Origin of the sequence: Kitasatospora sp. NBC_00374 (assembly GCF_041434935.1) — a bacterium.
Classification (GTDB): Bacteria; Actinomycetota; Actinomycetes; order Streptomycetales; family Streptomycetaceae; genus Kitasatospora.
The window spans coordinates 7,089,341-7,104,178 of the sequence record NZ_CP107964.1 but is presented as its reverse complement, the minus strand read 5'-3'; the positions used below and the strand labels follow the sequence as shown (position 1 = coordinate 7,104,178).

Sequence of the window (14,838 nt, the reverse complement as noted above, 5' to 3'; positions counted from 1 at the left end):
GTTCATTGGCCACCCCAACGGTTTCATTGGGTGACCCAACGGTAGCGGCAGATCCGTTGGGATGTCCAACGGTTCTTGGACTAGACTCCTGCCATGGCAGATCCCGCGCTCAGCCGCCTCCAGACCCTGCCGAGCTGGCTCCTCGGCCGCGCCGCCGCCGTCGGCCACCGCCTGGTCGGCGAGCACCTCGCCGAGGCCGGACTGCGGATGACGCACCACGCCGTCCTCTGCGGGATCGCCGAGTACGGGCCGCTGGCCCAGGCCGAGCTGGCCAGGATCGTCCGGCTCGACCCCAAGGACATGGTCGGCGTCCTCAACGAGCTCCAGGGCCGGGAGCTGATCACCCGCGAGCGGGATCCGAAGGACGCCCGGAAGAACGCCCTCGCCCTCTCCCCCGCCGGCCGGGAGCTGGTCCGCCGGGGCGAGCGGCTCGGCCTGACGGCCAACGCCGAACTGCTCGCCCCGCTCGGGCCCGACGAACAGCGCCTGCTCGGGGAACTGCTGGAACGGCTGATCGCCGGCCGGCACTGACCCTCGACCCGGCGGGCCGGTCAGCGCTGCTGGCAGGCCGGGCACCAGAAGAGGTTCCGGGCGGCGTGCTCCTCCGTCCGCACCGGAGTGCCGCAGACCAGGCAGGGCTGGTCGGTGCGGCGGTAGACGTAGACCTCGCCACCGTGGTCGTCCACCCGCGGCGGGCGGCCCATCGCCTCGGGGGTGTGCTCCGGGCGGACGGTGTCGATCCGGCCGATTCCCGCGCCCTCGTGCATCAGCGCCACCAGATCGGCCCAGATCGCGTCCCACTCGGGCCTGGTGAGGTCGCGGCCGGCCCGGTGCGGGCTGATGCCCAGCCGGAACAGCACCTCCGCGCGGTACACGTTGCCCACCCCGGCCAGCACCTTCTGGTCCATCAGCAGCGCGGCCACCGTGGTGGAGCTGCGGGAGATCCGCTGCCAGGCCGCCGCCGGGTCCGTGCCCGCACGCAGCGGGTCGGGGCCGAGGCGGCGGTGCACGGCGGCCTTCTCGGCCGGTGTCAGCAGCTCACAGGTGTTGGGCCCGCGCAGGTCGGCGTACGCCTCGTCGGACTCCATCCGCAGCCGGATCAGGCCGACCGGCCCGGGCGCCGGGCCGGCCCCGAAGGTGAAGCCGCCGTAGAGGCCGAGGTGGATGTGCAGCCAGTCCGCGCCGAAGCCCAGGAACAGGTGCTTGCCGTGGGCCTCGGCCTCGTCCAGGCGGCGGCCGTCGAGCAGGGCCGCGCCGTCGGCGAACCGGCCCTGCGGGCTGGAGACGCGGACCGGGCGGTCACCGAAGGTCCGGAAGTTCTCGGCGGCCAGGCGGTGGATGATGTGGCCCTCGGGCACGGGCGTCAGCTCCTCGGCAGATCCTTGTGCGACGCCTCCATCATCGCAGCGGGGTACGACACCCGGAGCCCGGCCCGGACTACCTCCGTGCGGCCCTGGGGGTGACCATCCGGGCGGCGCTCCAGTTGGCGGCGACGCTGACCGACTTGGTCTGCGACAGCCCCGCCGTCTGTGCGGCCTCACTGATCTCGCTCGGCTCCACGTAGCCCTCGCGGCCGGCCTTGGGGGTGAACAGCCAGATCGCCCCGCCGTCCTCGATCAGCCCGATCGCGTCGACCAGGGCGTCGGTGCAGTCGCCGTCCCCGTCCCGGAACCACAGCAGGACGGCGTCCGCGACGTCGTCGTACTCCTCGTCGACCAGGTCCTGGCCGGTGATCTCCTCGATCGCCTCGCGCAGCTCCAGGTCGCAGTCGTCGTCGTAGCCGATCTCCTGGACCACCTCGCCGGGCTGGAAGCCCAGCCTGGCAGCCGGGTTGGTCCGACCCTCGGCCTGGTCGGCGGTCGCCGTCATCGCAGTCTCCTTCGGTACCCGAACACGGTTTCCGCCAACCATCGCCGACCGGTGCCCGAATGCTCGGGAAGCACAAGTCACTTCACTCGATCGGATGAAACCGTTTCAGCCTCGGGGAGCTCGGCCGCGCCGGCCCGCGAGCCGGTCCGGGGTGGTCAGACCGGACGGCCGGCCAGCCGGGAGAAGATCGCGCGGTCCAGGGCGGCCGCGGTCGCCCCGACGTCCAGCTGGGAGTTGTCGATGATCGGCAGCCCCGAGGTGCGCCACCCGGCCATCCGGCCGTGGATCCGGGCGACCTCCTCGTCGCTGAGCCGCCGGTTGCCGCTGCGCCGGGCGTTGCGGGCGAGAACCGAGTCGAGGCCCGGCAGCAGCACCACCGGGATCATGCCCGGTCCGATGTGCCGCTTCCAGCCGCCCAGGCCGATCGCCGGGCGGTCCGGGAAGACCGCGTCGTCGATGATGCAGGAGATCCCGTTGGCCAGGTAGTTGCGGCAGGCGAAGCCGCAGGTCCGGCGGGCGAGGCGGTACTGCGCCTCGGAGGCGGTGTTCCAGCCGGACTGCGGGTTGGCGAAGCCGGCCTGCACCCACTCGCGGACGTCGTCCAGGCTGATGTGCGCGGTCGCGGTCGGCCGGCGCTCGGCCCAGTGCCGGGCGACGGTGGTCTTGCCCGCGCCGGCCGGACCGATCAGCAGCACCGCGAGCGGGCCGGTGGGCAGTTGCTGCTGCGGCGGGTGCGCGGGTAGCTGCACGGGGGCTCCGGTCGGCAGCACGAAGTGCCCGGTCGCCCCGGGCGGTGCGGCGGCGTGCGGCGCGCCGAGCTGCGGCGGCCGCGCCGGGGTGTACGGCGGTTGCGGGCCGGACTGCGGACCCGCCGGTCGGCCGGGGTACGGCGGCGCCAGCGGTCGCGGAGGCACTTGTCCTCCCCCTGCGTACTGCGTCACGGTCACCTCCCGACGGGGACACTACACGTCGGCCCGGTGGCGGGCACAGTCCGCCACCGGGCCGATGATCGCACGTCAGCGCGTGGTGAGCTGCTCCGCGAGGGCGCGCAGCGCCAGCTCGTACGAGCCGAGGCCGAAGCCTGCGATGGTGCCGGAGGCGACCGCGGCGAGCACCGAGTTGTGCCGGAACTCCTCGCGCGCGTAGGGGTTGGAGATGTGCACCTCGATCAGCGGGGCGGTCCGCTGCGCGGCGGCGTCCCGCATCCCGTACGAGTAGTGCGTGAACGCCCCGGGGTTGATCACCACGGGGGTCTTGCGGTCGGCGGCCCAGTGCAGCCACTCGATCATCTGCTGCTCGGAGTTGGTCTCCTTGACCTCGACCTCGAAGCCGAGCTCCTTGCCGAGCGCGGTGCAGCGCTCGACCAGGCCGGCGTACGAGGTGGCGCCGTAGACGTCCGGCTCCCGGCTGCCGAGCCGGCCGAGGTTGGGGCCGTTGAGCACCAGGACCCGGCTCACCCGGACACCTCCGCGTACGCGCCGACCAGCAGGGACGGGTCGGGGCCCTCCAGGATGGAGGTCTTGCCGAGACCGTCCAGCACGACGAAGCGCAGCAGGTCGCCGCGGGACTTCTTGTCGATCTTCATGGCGTCCAGCAGCTTCGGCCAGGCGTCGCCGCGGTAGCTGAGCGGCAGGCCGACCGAGCCGAGCACCGCGCGGTGCCGGTCGGCGGTCTCGTCGTCCAGCCGGCCGGCCAGCCGGCCGAGTTCGGCGGCGAACACCATGCCGATCGAGATCGCGGCGCCGTGCCGCCACTTGTAGCGCTCGTTGCGCTCGATGGCGTGGCCGAGGGTGTGGCCGTAGTTGAGGATCTCGCGGCGGCCGGCCTCCTTGAGGTCGCCGGAGACCACGTCGGCCTTGACCTGGATGGCCCGGCGGATCAGCTCCACGGTGTGCGGGCCGGCCGGGCTGGTGGCGCCCTGCGGGTCGGCCTCGATCAGGTCGAGGATGGCCGGGTCGGCGATGAAGCCGCACTTGATGACCTCGGCCAGACCGGAGATGTAGTCGTGCCGGGGCACGGTCTCCAGGGTGCCGAGGTCGGCCAGCACACCCGCGGGCGGGTGGAAGGCGCCGACCATGTTCTTGCCCTCGGCGATGTTGATGCCGGTCTTGCCGCCGACCGCCGCGTCGACCATGCCGAGCAGGGTGGTGGGCATCGCGATCCAGCGCACCCCGCGCAGCCAGGTCGCCGCGACGAAGCCGGCCAGGTCGGTGGTGGCACCGCCGCCCAGGCCCACGATCACGTCGCTGCGGGTGAAGCCGGTCTGGCCGAGCACCGACCAGCAGTACGCGGCGACCTCGGCGCTCTTGGCCTCCTCGGCGTTGGGCACCTGCAGCGCGATGGCCTCGTAGCCCTCGGCGGCCAGGTCCTCGCGGATCGCCTCCGCCGTGGCCTCCAGGGCCTCCGGGTGGATGATCGCGACCCGCTTGGCCCGGTTGCCGATCAGCGGGGCCAGCTCGCCCAGCAGTTGGTGCCCGATCAGCACCTCGTAGGGGTCGTGGCCGGCGCTGCCGCCGACGCGGATCGTGACGGTGTCACTCATGGATCTTCAGCTCCAGTGCTTCCAGTACAGCGTCGGCGACCTGCTCGGCCGTCCGGCCCTCGGTGTCGACCACGGCGGTGGAGACCGCCAGGTAGACCGGGCGGCGGGCGTCCATCAGCTCGCGCCAGCGGGCCCGCGGGTTGATCGCGAGCAGCGGGCGCGGCGCGTCCAGGCCGACCCGCTTGACGGCGTCGCCGAGCGCCACCTCCAGGAAGACCACCGGCAGCCCGGCCAGCGCGGCACGGGTGGCCTCGGCCATCACCGCGCCGCCGCCCAGGGCCAGCACGCCTTCGTGGCTCTCCACGGCGTCCCGGACGGCCCGCACCTCCAGCTCGCGGAAGTGCGGCTCGCCCTCGTCCACGAAGATCTCGGGGATCGGCTTGCCCGCCAGCTCCTCGATGTCGGCATCGGTGTCGCGGAAGGCGACCCCGAGCCGGGCGGCGAGCAGCCGCCCGACCGTGCTCTTGCCGGAGCCCGGAGGGCCGACCAGCACGACCACCGGAGCGGTCATCGGACGATCAGGTTGTCGAGGTAGCCCTGCACGTTGCGGCGGGTCTCGGAGACGTTGTCGCCACCGAACTTCTCCGCCACCGCGTCCGCGAGCACCAGTGCGACCATCGCCTCGGCGACGATGCCGGCGGCCGGCACGGCGCAGACGTCCGAGCGCTGGTGGTGGGCCTTGGCGGGCTCACCGGTGCGCACGTCGATGGTCTGCAGCGCGCGCGGAACGGTCGCGATCGGCTTCATCGCGGCCCGCACCCGCAGCAGCTCGCCGGTGGTCAGGCCGCCCTCGGTGCCGCCGGAACGGCCGGTGGTGCGCCGCACTCCCTCGGGCGTGGGGACGATCTCGTCGTGCGCCTGCGAACCCGGCACCCGGGCCAGGTCGAAGCCGTCGCCGACCTCGACGCCCTTGATGGCCTGGATGCCCATCAGCGCGGCGGCCAGGCGGGCGTCCAGGCGGCGGTCCCAGTGCACGTGCGAGCCGAGGCCCACCGGCACGCCGTACGCCAGCACCTCGACGACGCCGCCCAGGGTGTCACCGTCCTTGTGGGCCTGGTCGATCTCGGCGACCATCCGCTTGGAGGCGTCGGCGTCCAGGCAGCGCACCGGGTCCTCGTCGAGGCGGGCCTCGTCGGAGGGCAGCGGGTAGACGCCGGCCGGAGCCTTCGCGGCGGCCAGCTCGACCACGTGCGAGACGATCTCGATGCCGCAGGTCTCCTTGAGGTAGGAGCGGGCGACGGCGCCGAGCGCGACCCGGGCGGCGGTCTCCCGGGCGGAGGCGCGCTCCAGGATCGGGCGGGCCTCCTCGATCGAGTACTTCTGCATGCCCGCGAGGTCGGCGTGGCCCGGGCGCGGCCGGGTCAGGGCCTCGTTGCGGGCCAGGCCCGCGAGGACCTCGGGGTCGATCGGGTCGGCGGACATCACCTGCTCCCACTTGGGCCACTCGGTGTTGCCGACCATGACGGCGACCGGGCTGCCCATGGTGAGGCCGTGCCGGACACCGCCGAGGAAGGTGACCTCGTCCTGCTCGAACTTCATCCGCGCACCGCGGCCGTAACCCAGCCGGCGGCGGGCCAGCGCGTCGGCCACCAGACCGGTGGTGACCGGCACACCGGCCGGCAGGCCCTCCAGCGTCGCGACCAGAGCGGGACCGTGCGACTCCCCCGCCGTCAGCCAGCGCAACCTACCCAACGGAGCTCCTTCGTCAGCGGCCCGGACCGCAGCTGCGGGCCGGGCCGGGCGTCTCATCGGCGGTCCCGAGTGCCCGGGCCGCTGTCCGTCTCCGATCTTTTCACGTCTGGCGCCCGACCGGGCGCACGGTCCGCGTTGCGGACATCGAACGTCCGCCCCTCGTCTCCGGGCACCATGGTTGACCTGCGGGATCTCCCGGATCCGCGGCCCGGCGCCGGGCCCGGATGTCAGTCAGGTCGGGGGCTTTCGACTAGGCCAGCGCGGCCTCGCCGGCGGCCCGCATCGCCGCGAGCGGACCGGCGGCCACCCCGGTGAACTGCTCGAACTGCAGGACCGCCTGGTGCACCAGCAGGTCGAGCCCGCCCAGCACGGTGGCCCCGCGCTCGGCACAGGCGGCCGCGAGCTTGGTCGGCCACGGGTGGTAGAGCACGTCGAACAGCGCGCCGGGCCGCTCCGGCACCGCGGCCGCGAAGGCGTCGGTGGCGCCGGCGGGGGTGGTGGAGATGGTCAGCGGGGCGGCCGGCGCCTCGGCGGCCCGGTCCCAGTCGGCGGTGCGCAGGTCGAGCCCGAGCCGTTCGCCGAGCGCGCGCATCTCCGCCGCCCGCTCGGGGCTGCGGACGTACACCGTCACCTCGCCGTCGCAGATCTGGGCCAGCGCGGCCAGCGCGGAGGAGGCGGTCGCCCCGGCTCCCAGCACTGCGGCCGATCCGACCCGCCCGATCCCCCGCTCGGCCAGCGCGTTGACCAGGCCGGGGATGTCGGTGTTGTCGCCCCGCCGGCGGCCGTCCGGGCCGAACACCACGGTGTTCACGGCGTCGACGGACCGGGCGGTCTCGCTCACCTCGTCCAGCAGCGGCATGATCGCCCGCTTCAGCGGCATGGTCAGCGACAGACCGCCCCACTCCGGGCCGAGGCCCGCGACGAAGCCGGGCAGCGCGGCCTCGTCCACCTCGAAGCGGTCGTACCGCCAGTCGGCCAGGCCCAGCGCGGCGTACCCGGCCCGGTGCAGCGCCGGGGACAGCGAGTGCGCGATCGGCGAGCCGAGTACGGCGGCCCTGTGGTGCGTCGTCACGAACCTCGTCACCTCTCGTGTGGATCAGGCCACGATAGCGGCCGTCAGCGGGCCGGGGTCCGGGCGGCCGCCCGGGCCGTCCAGCGCCCGTCGGTCCGGCTGATCCGGATCGGGTGCCGGAAGCAGTCGCTGACCAGCTCGGTGGTCAGCACCTCGTCGACCGGCCCGCGGGCGACGCACTCGCCGTCCCGCAGCAGCAGCGCGTGGGTGGTGCTGGCGGGCAGCTCCTCCAGGTGGTGGGTGACCAGCACGCTCGCCAGCTCGGGGTGGCGCAGCCGCAGGTCGTCCAGGCTGTCCAGGAGCTGTTCGCGGGCGGTCAGGTCCAGCCCGGTGGCGGGCTCGTCGAGCAGCAGCAGCCGGGGCGCGGGCATCAGCGCGCGGGCGATCAGGACCCGTCCGCGCTCGCCCTGGGACAGGACGGTCCACGGCGTCTCGGCCCGGTGCGCGATGCCGAGCGTCGTGATCAGGGCCTCGGCGTGGGCCAGCTGCCCGGCCGTCGGCCGCCGCTGCGGATCGGGTTCGATGCTGTTGGTGACACCGGTGAGCACCACCTGCCGGACCGTCAGCGGAGAGCGCAGCGGATGCCGGGGGTTGACGTGCCCGAGGTAGGAGCGCAGCTCCCGGACGTCCACCCGCCCCAGCTGCCGGCCCAGCACCCGCACCTGCCCGTGGGTCGGGTGGGAGACCGCCCCCAGCAGGGCGAGCAGTGTGGTCTTCCCCGCGCCGTTGGCGCCGAGCACGGCCCAGTGCTCCCCGGCCAGTACGGCCAGCGACACGTCGCGCAGCAGGTGGCGGCCGTCGCGCACGACGTCCACGTGCTCGGCGTGGAGCAGCGGGTGGTCCTGCTCCGCTGCGGCGCCGCCGTCTCCTTCGTGTGCCATCCGCACCACCTCCGGGCGGCACGGTAACAGTCCGGCGCGGCCTCCCGCCCGCCCGTTCAGCAGGCGGGCGGGGGCCGTGGCGGGCTACTTGCACATACCGGCGCTCTCGTCGAAGCCCCGGTTGTTCGCGGTGCAGTAGTCCTTGACGTCCTTCTTGAAGTCGTCGAAGGTCACCGCGAAGCGCGTCTCCTTGGCGGAGAGCGCCACGAAGTACACCCAGTCGCCCGGCGTCGGGTTGAGCACGGCCTTGATCGCATCGTCGCCCGGGTTGGAGATCGGGGTCGGCGGGAGGCCCTTGTTCACGTAGGTGTTGTAGGGGCTCTTGTCCCCGTCCTTCTCGGCGATGGTGAAGTTGGTGCGGCCGAGCTTGTACTGGAGCGTGGTGTCCAGCTGGAGCTTGCCCTGGGTCGCGGTGGTGTTCAGCCGGTTGGACAGCACCCGGGCGATCTTGCCGAAGTCCGCGTCGTTGTTGCCCTCGGCCTGCAGGATGCTGGCCTCGACGAGCACCTCGTAGCCGCTCTTGAGCCCGATCTTCTGCGCGCCCTCGTCCAGCTTGAGGTCCTGGAAGTGCTGGACGGCCGTGGAGACCATCTGCTTGAGCAGTTCCTCGGGCTTCATGCCGTCGGCGATCGAGTACCGGGCCGGGTAGAGGAAGCCCTCCAGGTTGCCCTGCGCGTACGGCGGCAGGCCGAGCGAGGCGACCTGGGCCTTGGCGACGTTGGCCGTGGTGCCCTTCTCCAGCTTGAGCTTGGTGTCAATCTGCGTGTAGATGTCGACGGCCTTCTTGCCCTCGGGCACGACCAGCACGTTGCCGCCGGCCGAGTCCACCAGGTACTTCACGGCGGCCTCGCCGGACATCTGGTGGTGCAGGGTGAAGAAGCCGGGCTGGATGGTGCCGGCCTTGGGGTTCTTGGTGAACGCGTCGACGAAGGCCTCGGTGCTCTTCACCACGTCGGCTTCCTTGAGCACCTGGCCCATCGCGGTGCCGCTGCCCGGTTTGATCTCGACGGTGACCGAGCCGGCGCCGTCACCGGCGTAGTCCGGCGGCGGGCCGAAGTGGTTCTGGTAGAAGCCGTAGCCCCACCATCCGGCGCCCACGGCGCCGCCCAGCAGGACCAGGGCGACCACCAGGCAGGCCCCGCGGTTGCGGCGGCCCGCCTTCTTGCCCTTCTCCTTGCGCTTGCGCTCGGCGTCCCGGGAGTTGTCCTGGTCACCGTCGCCGAAGAAGGAGTCGGGCTCGTCCGTCTCCTCCTGCGGGTAGCCGAGGTCGACGGCCTCGTCCTCGTCCCACTCCTCGACCGCCGGCTCGGAGTGCGGGGCGTCCAGGGCGGCGGCCTCGGCCTCCCAGTCGATGCCGTCGGGACCGGGGCCGGAGGGCTGCGGCTGCACCGGTCGCTGCTGCTGGGCCTGCTGCGGCATCGGCCGCTGCTGCGCGACCTGCTGCGGCTGCTGCTGGTACGGCTGTTGGGGCTGCTGCTGGGGTTGCTGCTGGTACCCGTGCTGCGGCTGCTGGTAGACCGGCTGGCCGTACTGCGGCTGGGCGTAGCCCTGCTGCTGTCCGTACGACCCGTCCTGCTGCGGCCACCCCTGCTGGGGCTGCGGTTGCTGCGGGTACCCCTGCTGCTGCCCGTACGCCTGCCCGCCACCCTGCTGCTGCGGATACCCCTGCTGCCGAGCGTATGGATCGCCCTGCGGGTTCTGCTGCTGCCAGGCGCCCGGCTGTCCGCCGGGCTGGGGCTGCTGTCCGCCTGCACCCGGGGATCCCGGGTACCACGGCTGGTCGCCCTTGGGGCCGTAGCCCCCGCCCAGATCAGTCATCGATCCCCTTAAAAGCGTCCTGCGGCTGCGGCGGGCCGCAGACGTCTCGAACCGGCGTGCTAGGGACACGCCTGATGGGAGACGTTACCGTACCGCAGCGTAGGCACCGGCAGGGCGCCGGTCGCCCTCAGGGGGAGGCCGGTGCGGACGAGGCGGGGTGCTGAGCGCTGTAGGCGTTGAAGTCGGCGACGTTCTTCAGGTGCTGCTCGGGGCTGTCGGTGAACCTGGTGTCACCAGGGCTGACGGTGACGAAGTAGATCCAGTCGCCCTCCGCGGGATGGGTGGCCGCCCGCAGGCCGTCCCGCCCGGGGTTGCCGATCGGACCGGGCGGCAGGCCGGCGTGCAAGTACGTGTTGTACGGCGAGTCCAGCCTGGTGTCGGTGTTCGTCGTGGTCAGGGTCGAGCGGCCGAGCGCGTAGTTGATGGTCGAGTCGAACTGCAGCGGCATGCCCCTGGCCATCCGGTTGTAGATCACCCGGGCCACCCGGGCCATGTCCTCGGGATTGTCCGCCTCCGCCTCGGCGAGGCTGGCCACCGTGAGCACCTGGTACGCGGTCTGCCCCTCGGTGGTGACCACGCCGCTGTCCTGGGCGGCCGTCTGGGCCTCCTTCACCATCTGCTGGAGCAGCAGGAGCGGGGTGGTGTCACCGGTGATCGGATACGTCGACGGGTACAGGTAGCCCTCGGGGTTGTTGTGCGCGTCGGCCGGCAGCCCCAGCTCACCGGCGCGCTGCTCGGCGGTGTGCAGGGTGGTGCCGGCGGGCACGTTCAGCCGGGCGTCGATCGCTGCGTAGATCTGGGTGGCCCGCCGGCCCTCCGGGATGGTGAGGGCGTTGGCGTTCGCCGGGTCGAGCAGGACGTTGAGGGCGTTCACCGCGGACATCCGGTGCCGCAGGGTGTACGTGCCGGGCTGGATGCGGTTGCCCGCGGGGCTCTTGGCCGCCGCCTCGGTGAAGGCCCGGGTGCTGGCCACCACGTCGTTCTTGACCAGCGTCTGGCCGATCTGGGTGAGGGTCGCGCCCTGACTCACCGACACCTGGACGTTCCCGCTGCCGCTGCCGGTGAAGTCCGGCGCCGGCGGCCGCCCCTCGGGCCACATCAGATAGCCCGTCAGCACCATCGCACCCGCCACCAGGAACAGCGCCATCGCGGTGAGCAGGCAGGCCAGCCCGGTGTGCCGACGGCGCGGGTCCGGCGGCTCCACCCCCGCCGGCGGCGGCGCCTCCAGCTCCAGCACGGGTGCGCCGAGGTGCCCCGGGGTGAGTCCGGGAGTCAGTCCGGGTGCGATGAACGGATCGGCCACAGCTGCCCTCAGGTCGGCGGGGAACGGCGAGGGCCCGTACGGACTCGCGTCCGCACGGGCCCCTTCCCGCACGCTAGGTCAGGCCGATCAGTTGATCGGTTCGACGCTCTCACCGGGGGCGCGCCCACTCACCCGTTCGGTCTCCAGGGCGCTCTGCAGGATCACCACGGCCGCGGCCTGGTCGATCACCGAGCGGCCCTTCTTGCTGCTGCGCCCGGAGGCGCGCAGCCCCTGGCTCGCGGTGACCGTGGTCATCCGCTCGTCCACCAGCCGCACCGACACCGGGGCGACCAGCGCGGCCAGCCGCCCGGCGTACGCCCTGACCTTGGCCGCGGCCGGGCCCTCCTTGCCGCTCAGTGAGCGGGGCAGGCCGACCACGACCTCGATCGCGTCGTACTCCTCGGCGATCTCCTTGAGCCGGGCCTGGGAGCGGCCCCCCGCGGGGACCGTCTCCACCGGCGTGGCGATCAGCCCGTCGGGGTCGCAGGACGCGACCCCGATCCGGGCGTCGCCCACGTCGACGGCGATCCGGCGGCCCCGGCGGAAGACCTTCTCCGGCTGCTCCTCCATCAGGCGGCGCGCTCCGCGACCAGGGCCAGGACGGCGGCGATCGCCTCGTCCACGGCGGCCGGGTCGGTGCCGCCGCCCTGGGCGACGTCGTCCTTGCCGCCACCGCCGCCGCCGAGGGTCTTGGCGGCGGTGCGGACCAGCTCGCCGGCCTTGACGCCGCGCGAGCGGGCGTCCTCGTTGGTGGCGATCACGGTCAGCGGACGGTCGTTCGCCACGGTGAAGGCGGCGACCACGGCCGGGCGCGCGCCGAGCCGGGCCCGCACGTCGAGAACCAGCTTGCGCAGGTCGTCGGCGCCGGTGCCGTCGGCGACCCGGGCCGCGACCACGGCCACGCCGCGGACGTCCTCGGCGCCCGCGGCCAGACCGGCCGCGGCGGCGAGCACCTTCTCGGCGCGGAAGCGCTCGATCTCCTTCTCCGCGTCCTTGAGCTTGGCGAGCATGCCGGAGATCTTCTCCGGCAGCTCCTCCGGGCGGCCCTTGACCAGCTCCTGGAGCTGCGCGACCACGGTGTGCTCACGGGCCAGGAACTTGTAGGCGTCGACGCCGACCAGTGCCTCGACCCGGCGCACGCCGGAACCGATCGAGGACTCGCCGAGCAGCTTCACCAGTCCCAGCTGGGCGGTGTTGCCGACGTGCGTGCCGCCGCACAGCTCCTTCGAGAAGTCGCCGATGGTGACCACGCGCACGGCGTCGCCGTACTTCTCACCGAACATCGCGATGGCGCCGGCCTTGCGGGCCTGGTCCATCGTCATCACCTCGGCGGTGACGTCCAGCTCGCGGGTGAGCACCTCGTTGATCTTCTGCTCGACGTCGGTCAGCACGCTGCCGGGCACGGCGGCGGGCGAGCCGAAGTCGAAGCGGAAGCGGCCGGGCGCGTTCTCCGAACCGGCCTGGGCGGCCGTCGGGCCGAGCGCGTCGCGCAGCGCCTGGTGGGTCAGGTGGGTGGCCGAGTGGGCGCGGGAGACCGCCCGGCGGCGGTCGATGTCGATGGTGGCGTACGCGGAGGCACCGAGCACCACCTCACCGAACAGCACCCCGCCGGAGTGCACCGTCACGCCCGGCACCGGCTGCTGGACGTCGCGGATCTCGACGACCGCGCCGGAGTCCAGCCGGATCCGGCCGTGGTCGGCGAGCTGGCCGCCGCCCTCGGCGTAGAACGGGGTGCGGTCGAGGATGATCTCGACCTCGTCGCCCTCGGTGGCGACCGGCGCGGGGACGCCGTCCACCAGCAGGCCGACCACGGTGGCCTCGCCCTCGGTGGCGCTGTAGCCGGTGAAGACGCTGGCGCCCGCCTTGTCCGCCACCTCGCGGTAGGCGGCCACGTCGGCGTGGCCCATCTTCTTGGCCTTGGCGTCGGCCTTGGCCCGGTCACGCTGCTCCTGCATCAGGCGGCGGAACCCGGCCTCGTCCACCTGGAGGCCCTGCTCCTCCGCCATCTCCAGGGTGAGGTCGATCGGGAATCCGTAGGTGTCGTGCAGCTTGAAGGCCTGGTCGCCGGAGAGGACCGCCCCGCCGGACTGCTTGGTCTCGGTGACCGCCGCGTCCAGCAGGTTGGTGCCGCTGCGCAGGGTCTGCAGGAACGCGGTCTCCTCGGCGACCGCGACCGTCTCGATCCGCTTGCGGTCGCTCTCCAGCTCCGGGTACTGCGGGCCCATCGCCTTGATGGTGACGTCGGTGAGGTCCTTGGCCACCGGCCCGGTGGCGCCGAGCAGCCGCATGTTGCGGATGGCGCGGCGCAGGATACGGCGCAGCACGTAGCCGCGGCCCTCGTTGCCGGGGGTGACACCGTCACCGATCAGCATGATCGCGGTACGGAAGTGGTCGGTGACCACGCGCAGCGAGACGTCCGACCTGTGGTCGGCGCCGTAGGCGTGGCCGGTCAGCTCGGCCGCCCGGTCGAGGATCATCCGACTGGTGTCGATCTCGAACAGGTTGTCGACGCCCTGAAGGATCGCGGCGAGGCGCTCCAGGCCGAGACCGGTGTCGATGTTCTTGCTCGGCAGGTCGCCGAGGATCTCGAAGCCGTCCTTGCCGTCACCGTGGCCACGCTCGTACTGCATGAAGACCAGGTTCCAGATCTCCAGGTAGCGCTCGCCGTTGACGGCGGGGCCGCCCTCCTCGCCGTAGGCGGGGCCGCGGTCGTAGTTGATCTCCGAGCACGGGCCGCAAGGGCCGGGGACGCCCATCGACCAGAAGTTGTCCTTCATACCGAGGCGCTGGATGCGCTCGGAGGGCACGCCGATGACGTCGCGCCAGATCTGCTCGGCCTCGTCGTCGTCCTTGTAGACGGTGATCCAGAGCTTCTCCTTCTCCAGGCCGTAGCCACCGTCGGCGACGGAGGAGGTGAGCAGCTCCCACGCCGACTTGATGGCGCCTTCCTTGAAGTAGTCGCCGAAGGAGAAGTTCCCGCACATCTGGAAGAACGAGCCGTGCCGGGTGGTCTTGCCGACCTCTTCGATGTCCAGGGTGCGCACGCACTTCTGCACGCTGGTGGCGCGGGTGAAGCTGGGCTTCACCTCGCCGAGGAAGTACGGCTTGAACGGCACCATGCCGGCGTTGACCAGCAGCAGGGTGGGGTCGTCGGCGACCAGGGACGCCGACGGAACGACGGTGTGGCCGCGTTCCTCGAAGAAGCGCAGCCAGCGGCGGCGGATCTCTGCCGACTCCATCAGTGGTCCTTCCGGTTGGGGCTTCCCGGCAGCTCGTCGAGCCGGCGGGAGGGCGAATCAATGGCTTGGGGGGTGGTGCGGGTCCTGCGAGGCGGGGGCAGGGCGGCGGCCGGGGAGCCCGGGGCCGCCGAGATAGCTCGGTACGTCGGCTCGCCGCGCAGCGGCGCTCGGCGGCGTGCCGGCTCGACCACGGCGGTGCCGTCCAGGCCCAGGTCGCCGCGCAGCTGCTCCTCGCGCTCGGCCATACCGGCCCGGACGTCCCGGGCGAAGCGCTTGGCCGCGTCGCCCAGGTGGAGGGCGCCGCGCGCGGCGGTACCGGACAGGCTGTCAGGGGTCAGCCGGTGGACGGCCTCGTTGGCCTTGTTCATGGCCCAGACGGTGGCGCCCGCGCCGACCGCCATCCAGAAGATGCGTCGAACCAT

The 14,838-nt window shown here is 72.7% G+C and carries 15 protein-coding genes; 1 reads left to right on the top strand and 14 read right to left on the bottom strand.

Going from position 1 to position 14,838, the window contains the following annotated elements; translation table 11 throughout:
• The first annotated feature begins 93 nt into the window (after positions 1-93).
• Positions 94-531: a MarR family winged helix-turn-helix transcriptional regulator gene (locus tag OG871_RS31585; protein WP_371501435.1), complete on the top strand. Its 438-nt coding sequence runs from the start codon at positions 94-96 to the stop codon at positions 529-531.
• A gap of 20 nt (positions 532-551) precedes the next feature.
• Here the strand turns inward: OG871_RS31585 and OG871_RS31580 are convergent, their stop codons facing one another.
• The 14 genes from OG871_RS31580 to OG871_RS31515 all read right to left on the bottom strand — a co-directional run bounded on the left by OG871_RS31580 (position 552) and on the right by OG871_RS31515 (position 14,838).
• The gene (locus OG871_RS31580) at positions 552-1,358 is read right to left on the bottom strand and encodes an Fpg/Nei family DNA glycosylase (protein ID WP_371501433.1); all 807 of its coding nucleotides are present in this window, start codon (positions 1,356-1,358) and stop codon (positions 552-554) included.
• Between the two features lie 79 nt (positions 1,359-1,437).
• Positions 1,438-1,869 (bottom strand): DUF3052 domain-containing protein, encoded by a 432-nt coding sequence (locus OG871_RS31575; protein WP_371501431.1) that lies wholly within the window; start codon positions 1,867-1,869, stop codon positions 1,438-1,440.
• A 155-nt stretch (positions 1,870-2,024) separates the two neighbouring features.
• Positions 2,025-2,783 carry an AAA family ATPase gene (locus OG871_RS31570; RefSeq protein WP_371501430.1) on the bottom strand — a complete coding sequence of 253 codons (759 nt, stop codon included), beginning with the start codon at positions 2,781-2,783 and terminating at the stop codon, positions 2,025-2,027.
• 102 nt (positions 2,784-2,885) lie between these two features.
• The gene (gene aroQ / locus OG871_RS31565) at positions 2,886-3,326 is read right to left on the bottom strand and encodes a type II 3-dehydroquinate dehydratase (RefSeq protein WP_371501429.1); all 441 of its coding nucleotides are present in this window, start codon (positions 3,324-3,326) and stop codon (positions 2,886-2,888) included.
• Positions 3,323-4,411: a 3-dehydroquinate synthase gene (gene aroB, locus OG871_RS31560; RefSeq protein ID WP_371501427.1), complete on the bottom strand. Its 1,089-nt coding sequence runs from the start codon at positions 4,409-4,411 to the stop codon at positions 3,323-3,325. The genes aroQ and aroB overlap by 4 nt, the downstream gene beginning before the upstream one ends.
• Positions 4,404-4,922: a shikimate kinase gene (locus tag OG871_RS31555; RefSeq protein WP_371501426.1), complete on the bottom strand. Its 519-nt coding sequence runs from the start codon at positions 4,920-4,922 to the stop codon at positions 4,404-4,406. The genes aroB and OG871_RS31555 overlap by 8 nt, the downstream gene beginning before the upstream one ends.
• Positions 4,919-6,103 carry a chorismate synthase gene (gene aroC / locus OG871_RS31550; protein WP_371501424.1) on the bottom strand — a complete coding sequence of 395 codons (1,185 nt, stop codon included), beginning with the start codon at positions 6,101-6,103 and terminating at the stop codon, positions 4,919-4,921. Before aroC ends, OG871_RS31555 begins: the two co-directional genes overlap by 4 nt.
• 250 nt (positions 6,104-6,353) lie before the next feature.
• Positions 6,354-7,175 (bottom strand): shikimate dehydrogenase, encoded by an 822-nt coding sequence (locus OG871_RS31545; protein WP_371501422.1) that lies wholly within the window; start codon positions 7,173-7,175, stop codon positions 6,354-6,356.
• A 44-nt stretch (positions 7,176-7,219) separates the two neighbouring features.
• Entirely contained in the window at positions 7,220-8,056 is an 837-nt protein-coding gene (locus tag OG871_RS31540; RefSeq protein ID WP_371501421.1) for an ABC transporter ATP-binding protein, read from the bottom strand.
• Between the two features lie 84 nt (positions 8,057-8,140).
• Entirely contained in the window at positions 8,141-9,874 is a 1,734-nt protein-coding gene (gene mltG, locus OG871_RS31535; protein ID WP_371501419.1) for an endolytic transglycosylase MltG, read from the bottom strand.
• A gap of 127 nt (positions 9,875-10,001) precedes the next feature.
• Positions 10,002-11,177 carry an endolytic transglycosylase MltG gene (gene mltG / locus OG871_RS31530; RefSeq protein ID WP_371501417.1) on the bottom strand — a complete coding sequence of 392 codons (1,176 nt, stop codon included), beginning with the start codon at positions 11,175-11,177 and terminating at the stop codon, positions 10,002-10,004.
• 87 nt (positions 11,178-11,264) lie between these two features.
• Positions 11,265-11,747: a Holliday junction resolvase RuvX gene (ruvX, locus tag OG871_RS31525; protein WP_371501416.1), complete on the bottom strand. Its 483-nt coding sequence runs from the start codon at positions 11,745-11,747 to the stop codon at positions 11,265-11,267.
• Positions 11,747-14,416 carry an alanine--tRNA ligase gene (gene alaS, locus OG871_RS31520; RefSeq protein WP_371501415.1) on the bottom strand — a complete coding sequence of 890 codons (2,670 nt, stop codon included), beginning with the start codon at positions 14,414-14,416 and terminating at the stop codon, positions 11,747-11,749. Before alaS ends, ruvX begins: the two co-directional genes overlap by 1 nt.
• Complete coding sequence (locus OG871_RS31515) at positions 14,416-14,838, bottom strand: DUF6167 family protein (protein WP_371501413.1); 423 nt, start codon at positions 14,836-14,838, stop codon at positions 14,416-14,418. Before OG871_RS31515 ends, alaS begins: the two co-directional genes overlap by 1 nt.

Bases quoted from the DNA above. Each gene is read 5' to 3' on its own strand.
- OG871_RS31585 (WP_371501435.1), top strand. From the start codon at position 94: ATGGCAGATCCCGCGCTCAGCCGCCTCCAGACCCTGCCGAGCTGGCTC.
- OG871_RS31575 (WP_371501431.1), bottom strand. From the start codon at position 1,869: ATGACGGCGACCGCCGACCAGGCCGAGGGTCGGACCAACCCGGCTGCC.
- aroB (WP_371501427.1), bottom strand. From the start codon at position 4,411: ATGAGTGACACCGTCACGATCCGCGTCGGCGGCAGCGCCGGCCACGAC.
- OG871_RS31555 (WP_371501426.1), bottom strand. From the start codon at position 4,922: ATGACCGCTCCGGTGGTCGTGCTGGTCGGCCCTCCGGGCTCCGGCAAG.
- OG871_RS31540 (WP_371501421.1), bottom strand. From the start codon at position 8,056: ATGGCACACGAAGGAGACGGCGGCGCCGCAGCGGAGCAGGACCACCCG.
- mltG (WP_371501419.1), bottom strand. From the start codon at position 9,874: ATGACTGATCTGGGCGGGGGCTACGGCCCCAAGGGCGACCAGCCGTGG.
- ruvX (WP_371501416.1), bottom strand. From the start codon at position 11,747: ATGGAGGAGCAGCCGGAGAAGGTCTTCCGCCGGGGCCGCCGGATCGCC.
- alaS (WP_371501415.1), bottom strand. From the start codon at position 14,416: ATGGAGTCGGCAGAGATCCGCCGCCGCTGGCTGCGCTTCTTCGAGGAA.
- OG871_RS31515 (WP_371501413.1), bottom strand. From the start codon at position 14,838: ATGGTTCGACGCATCTTCTGGATGGCGGTCGGCGCGGGCGCCACCGTC.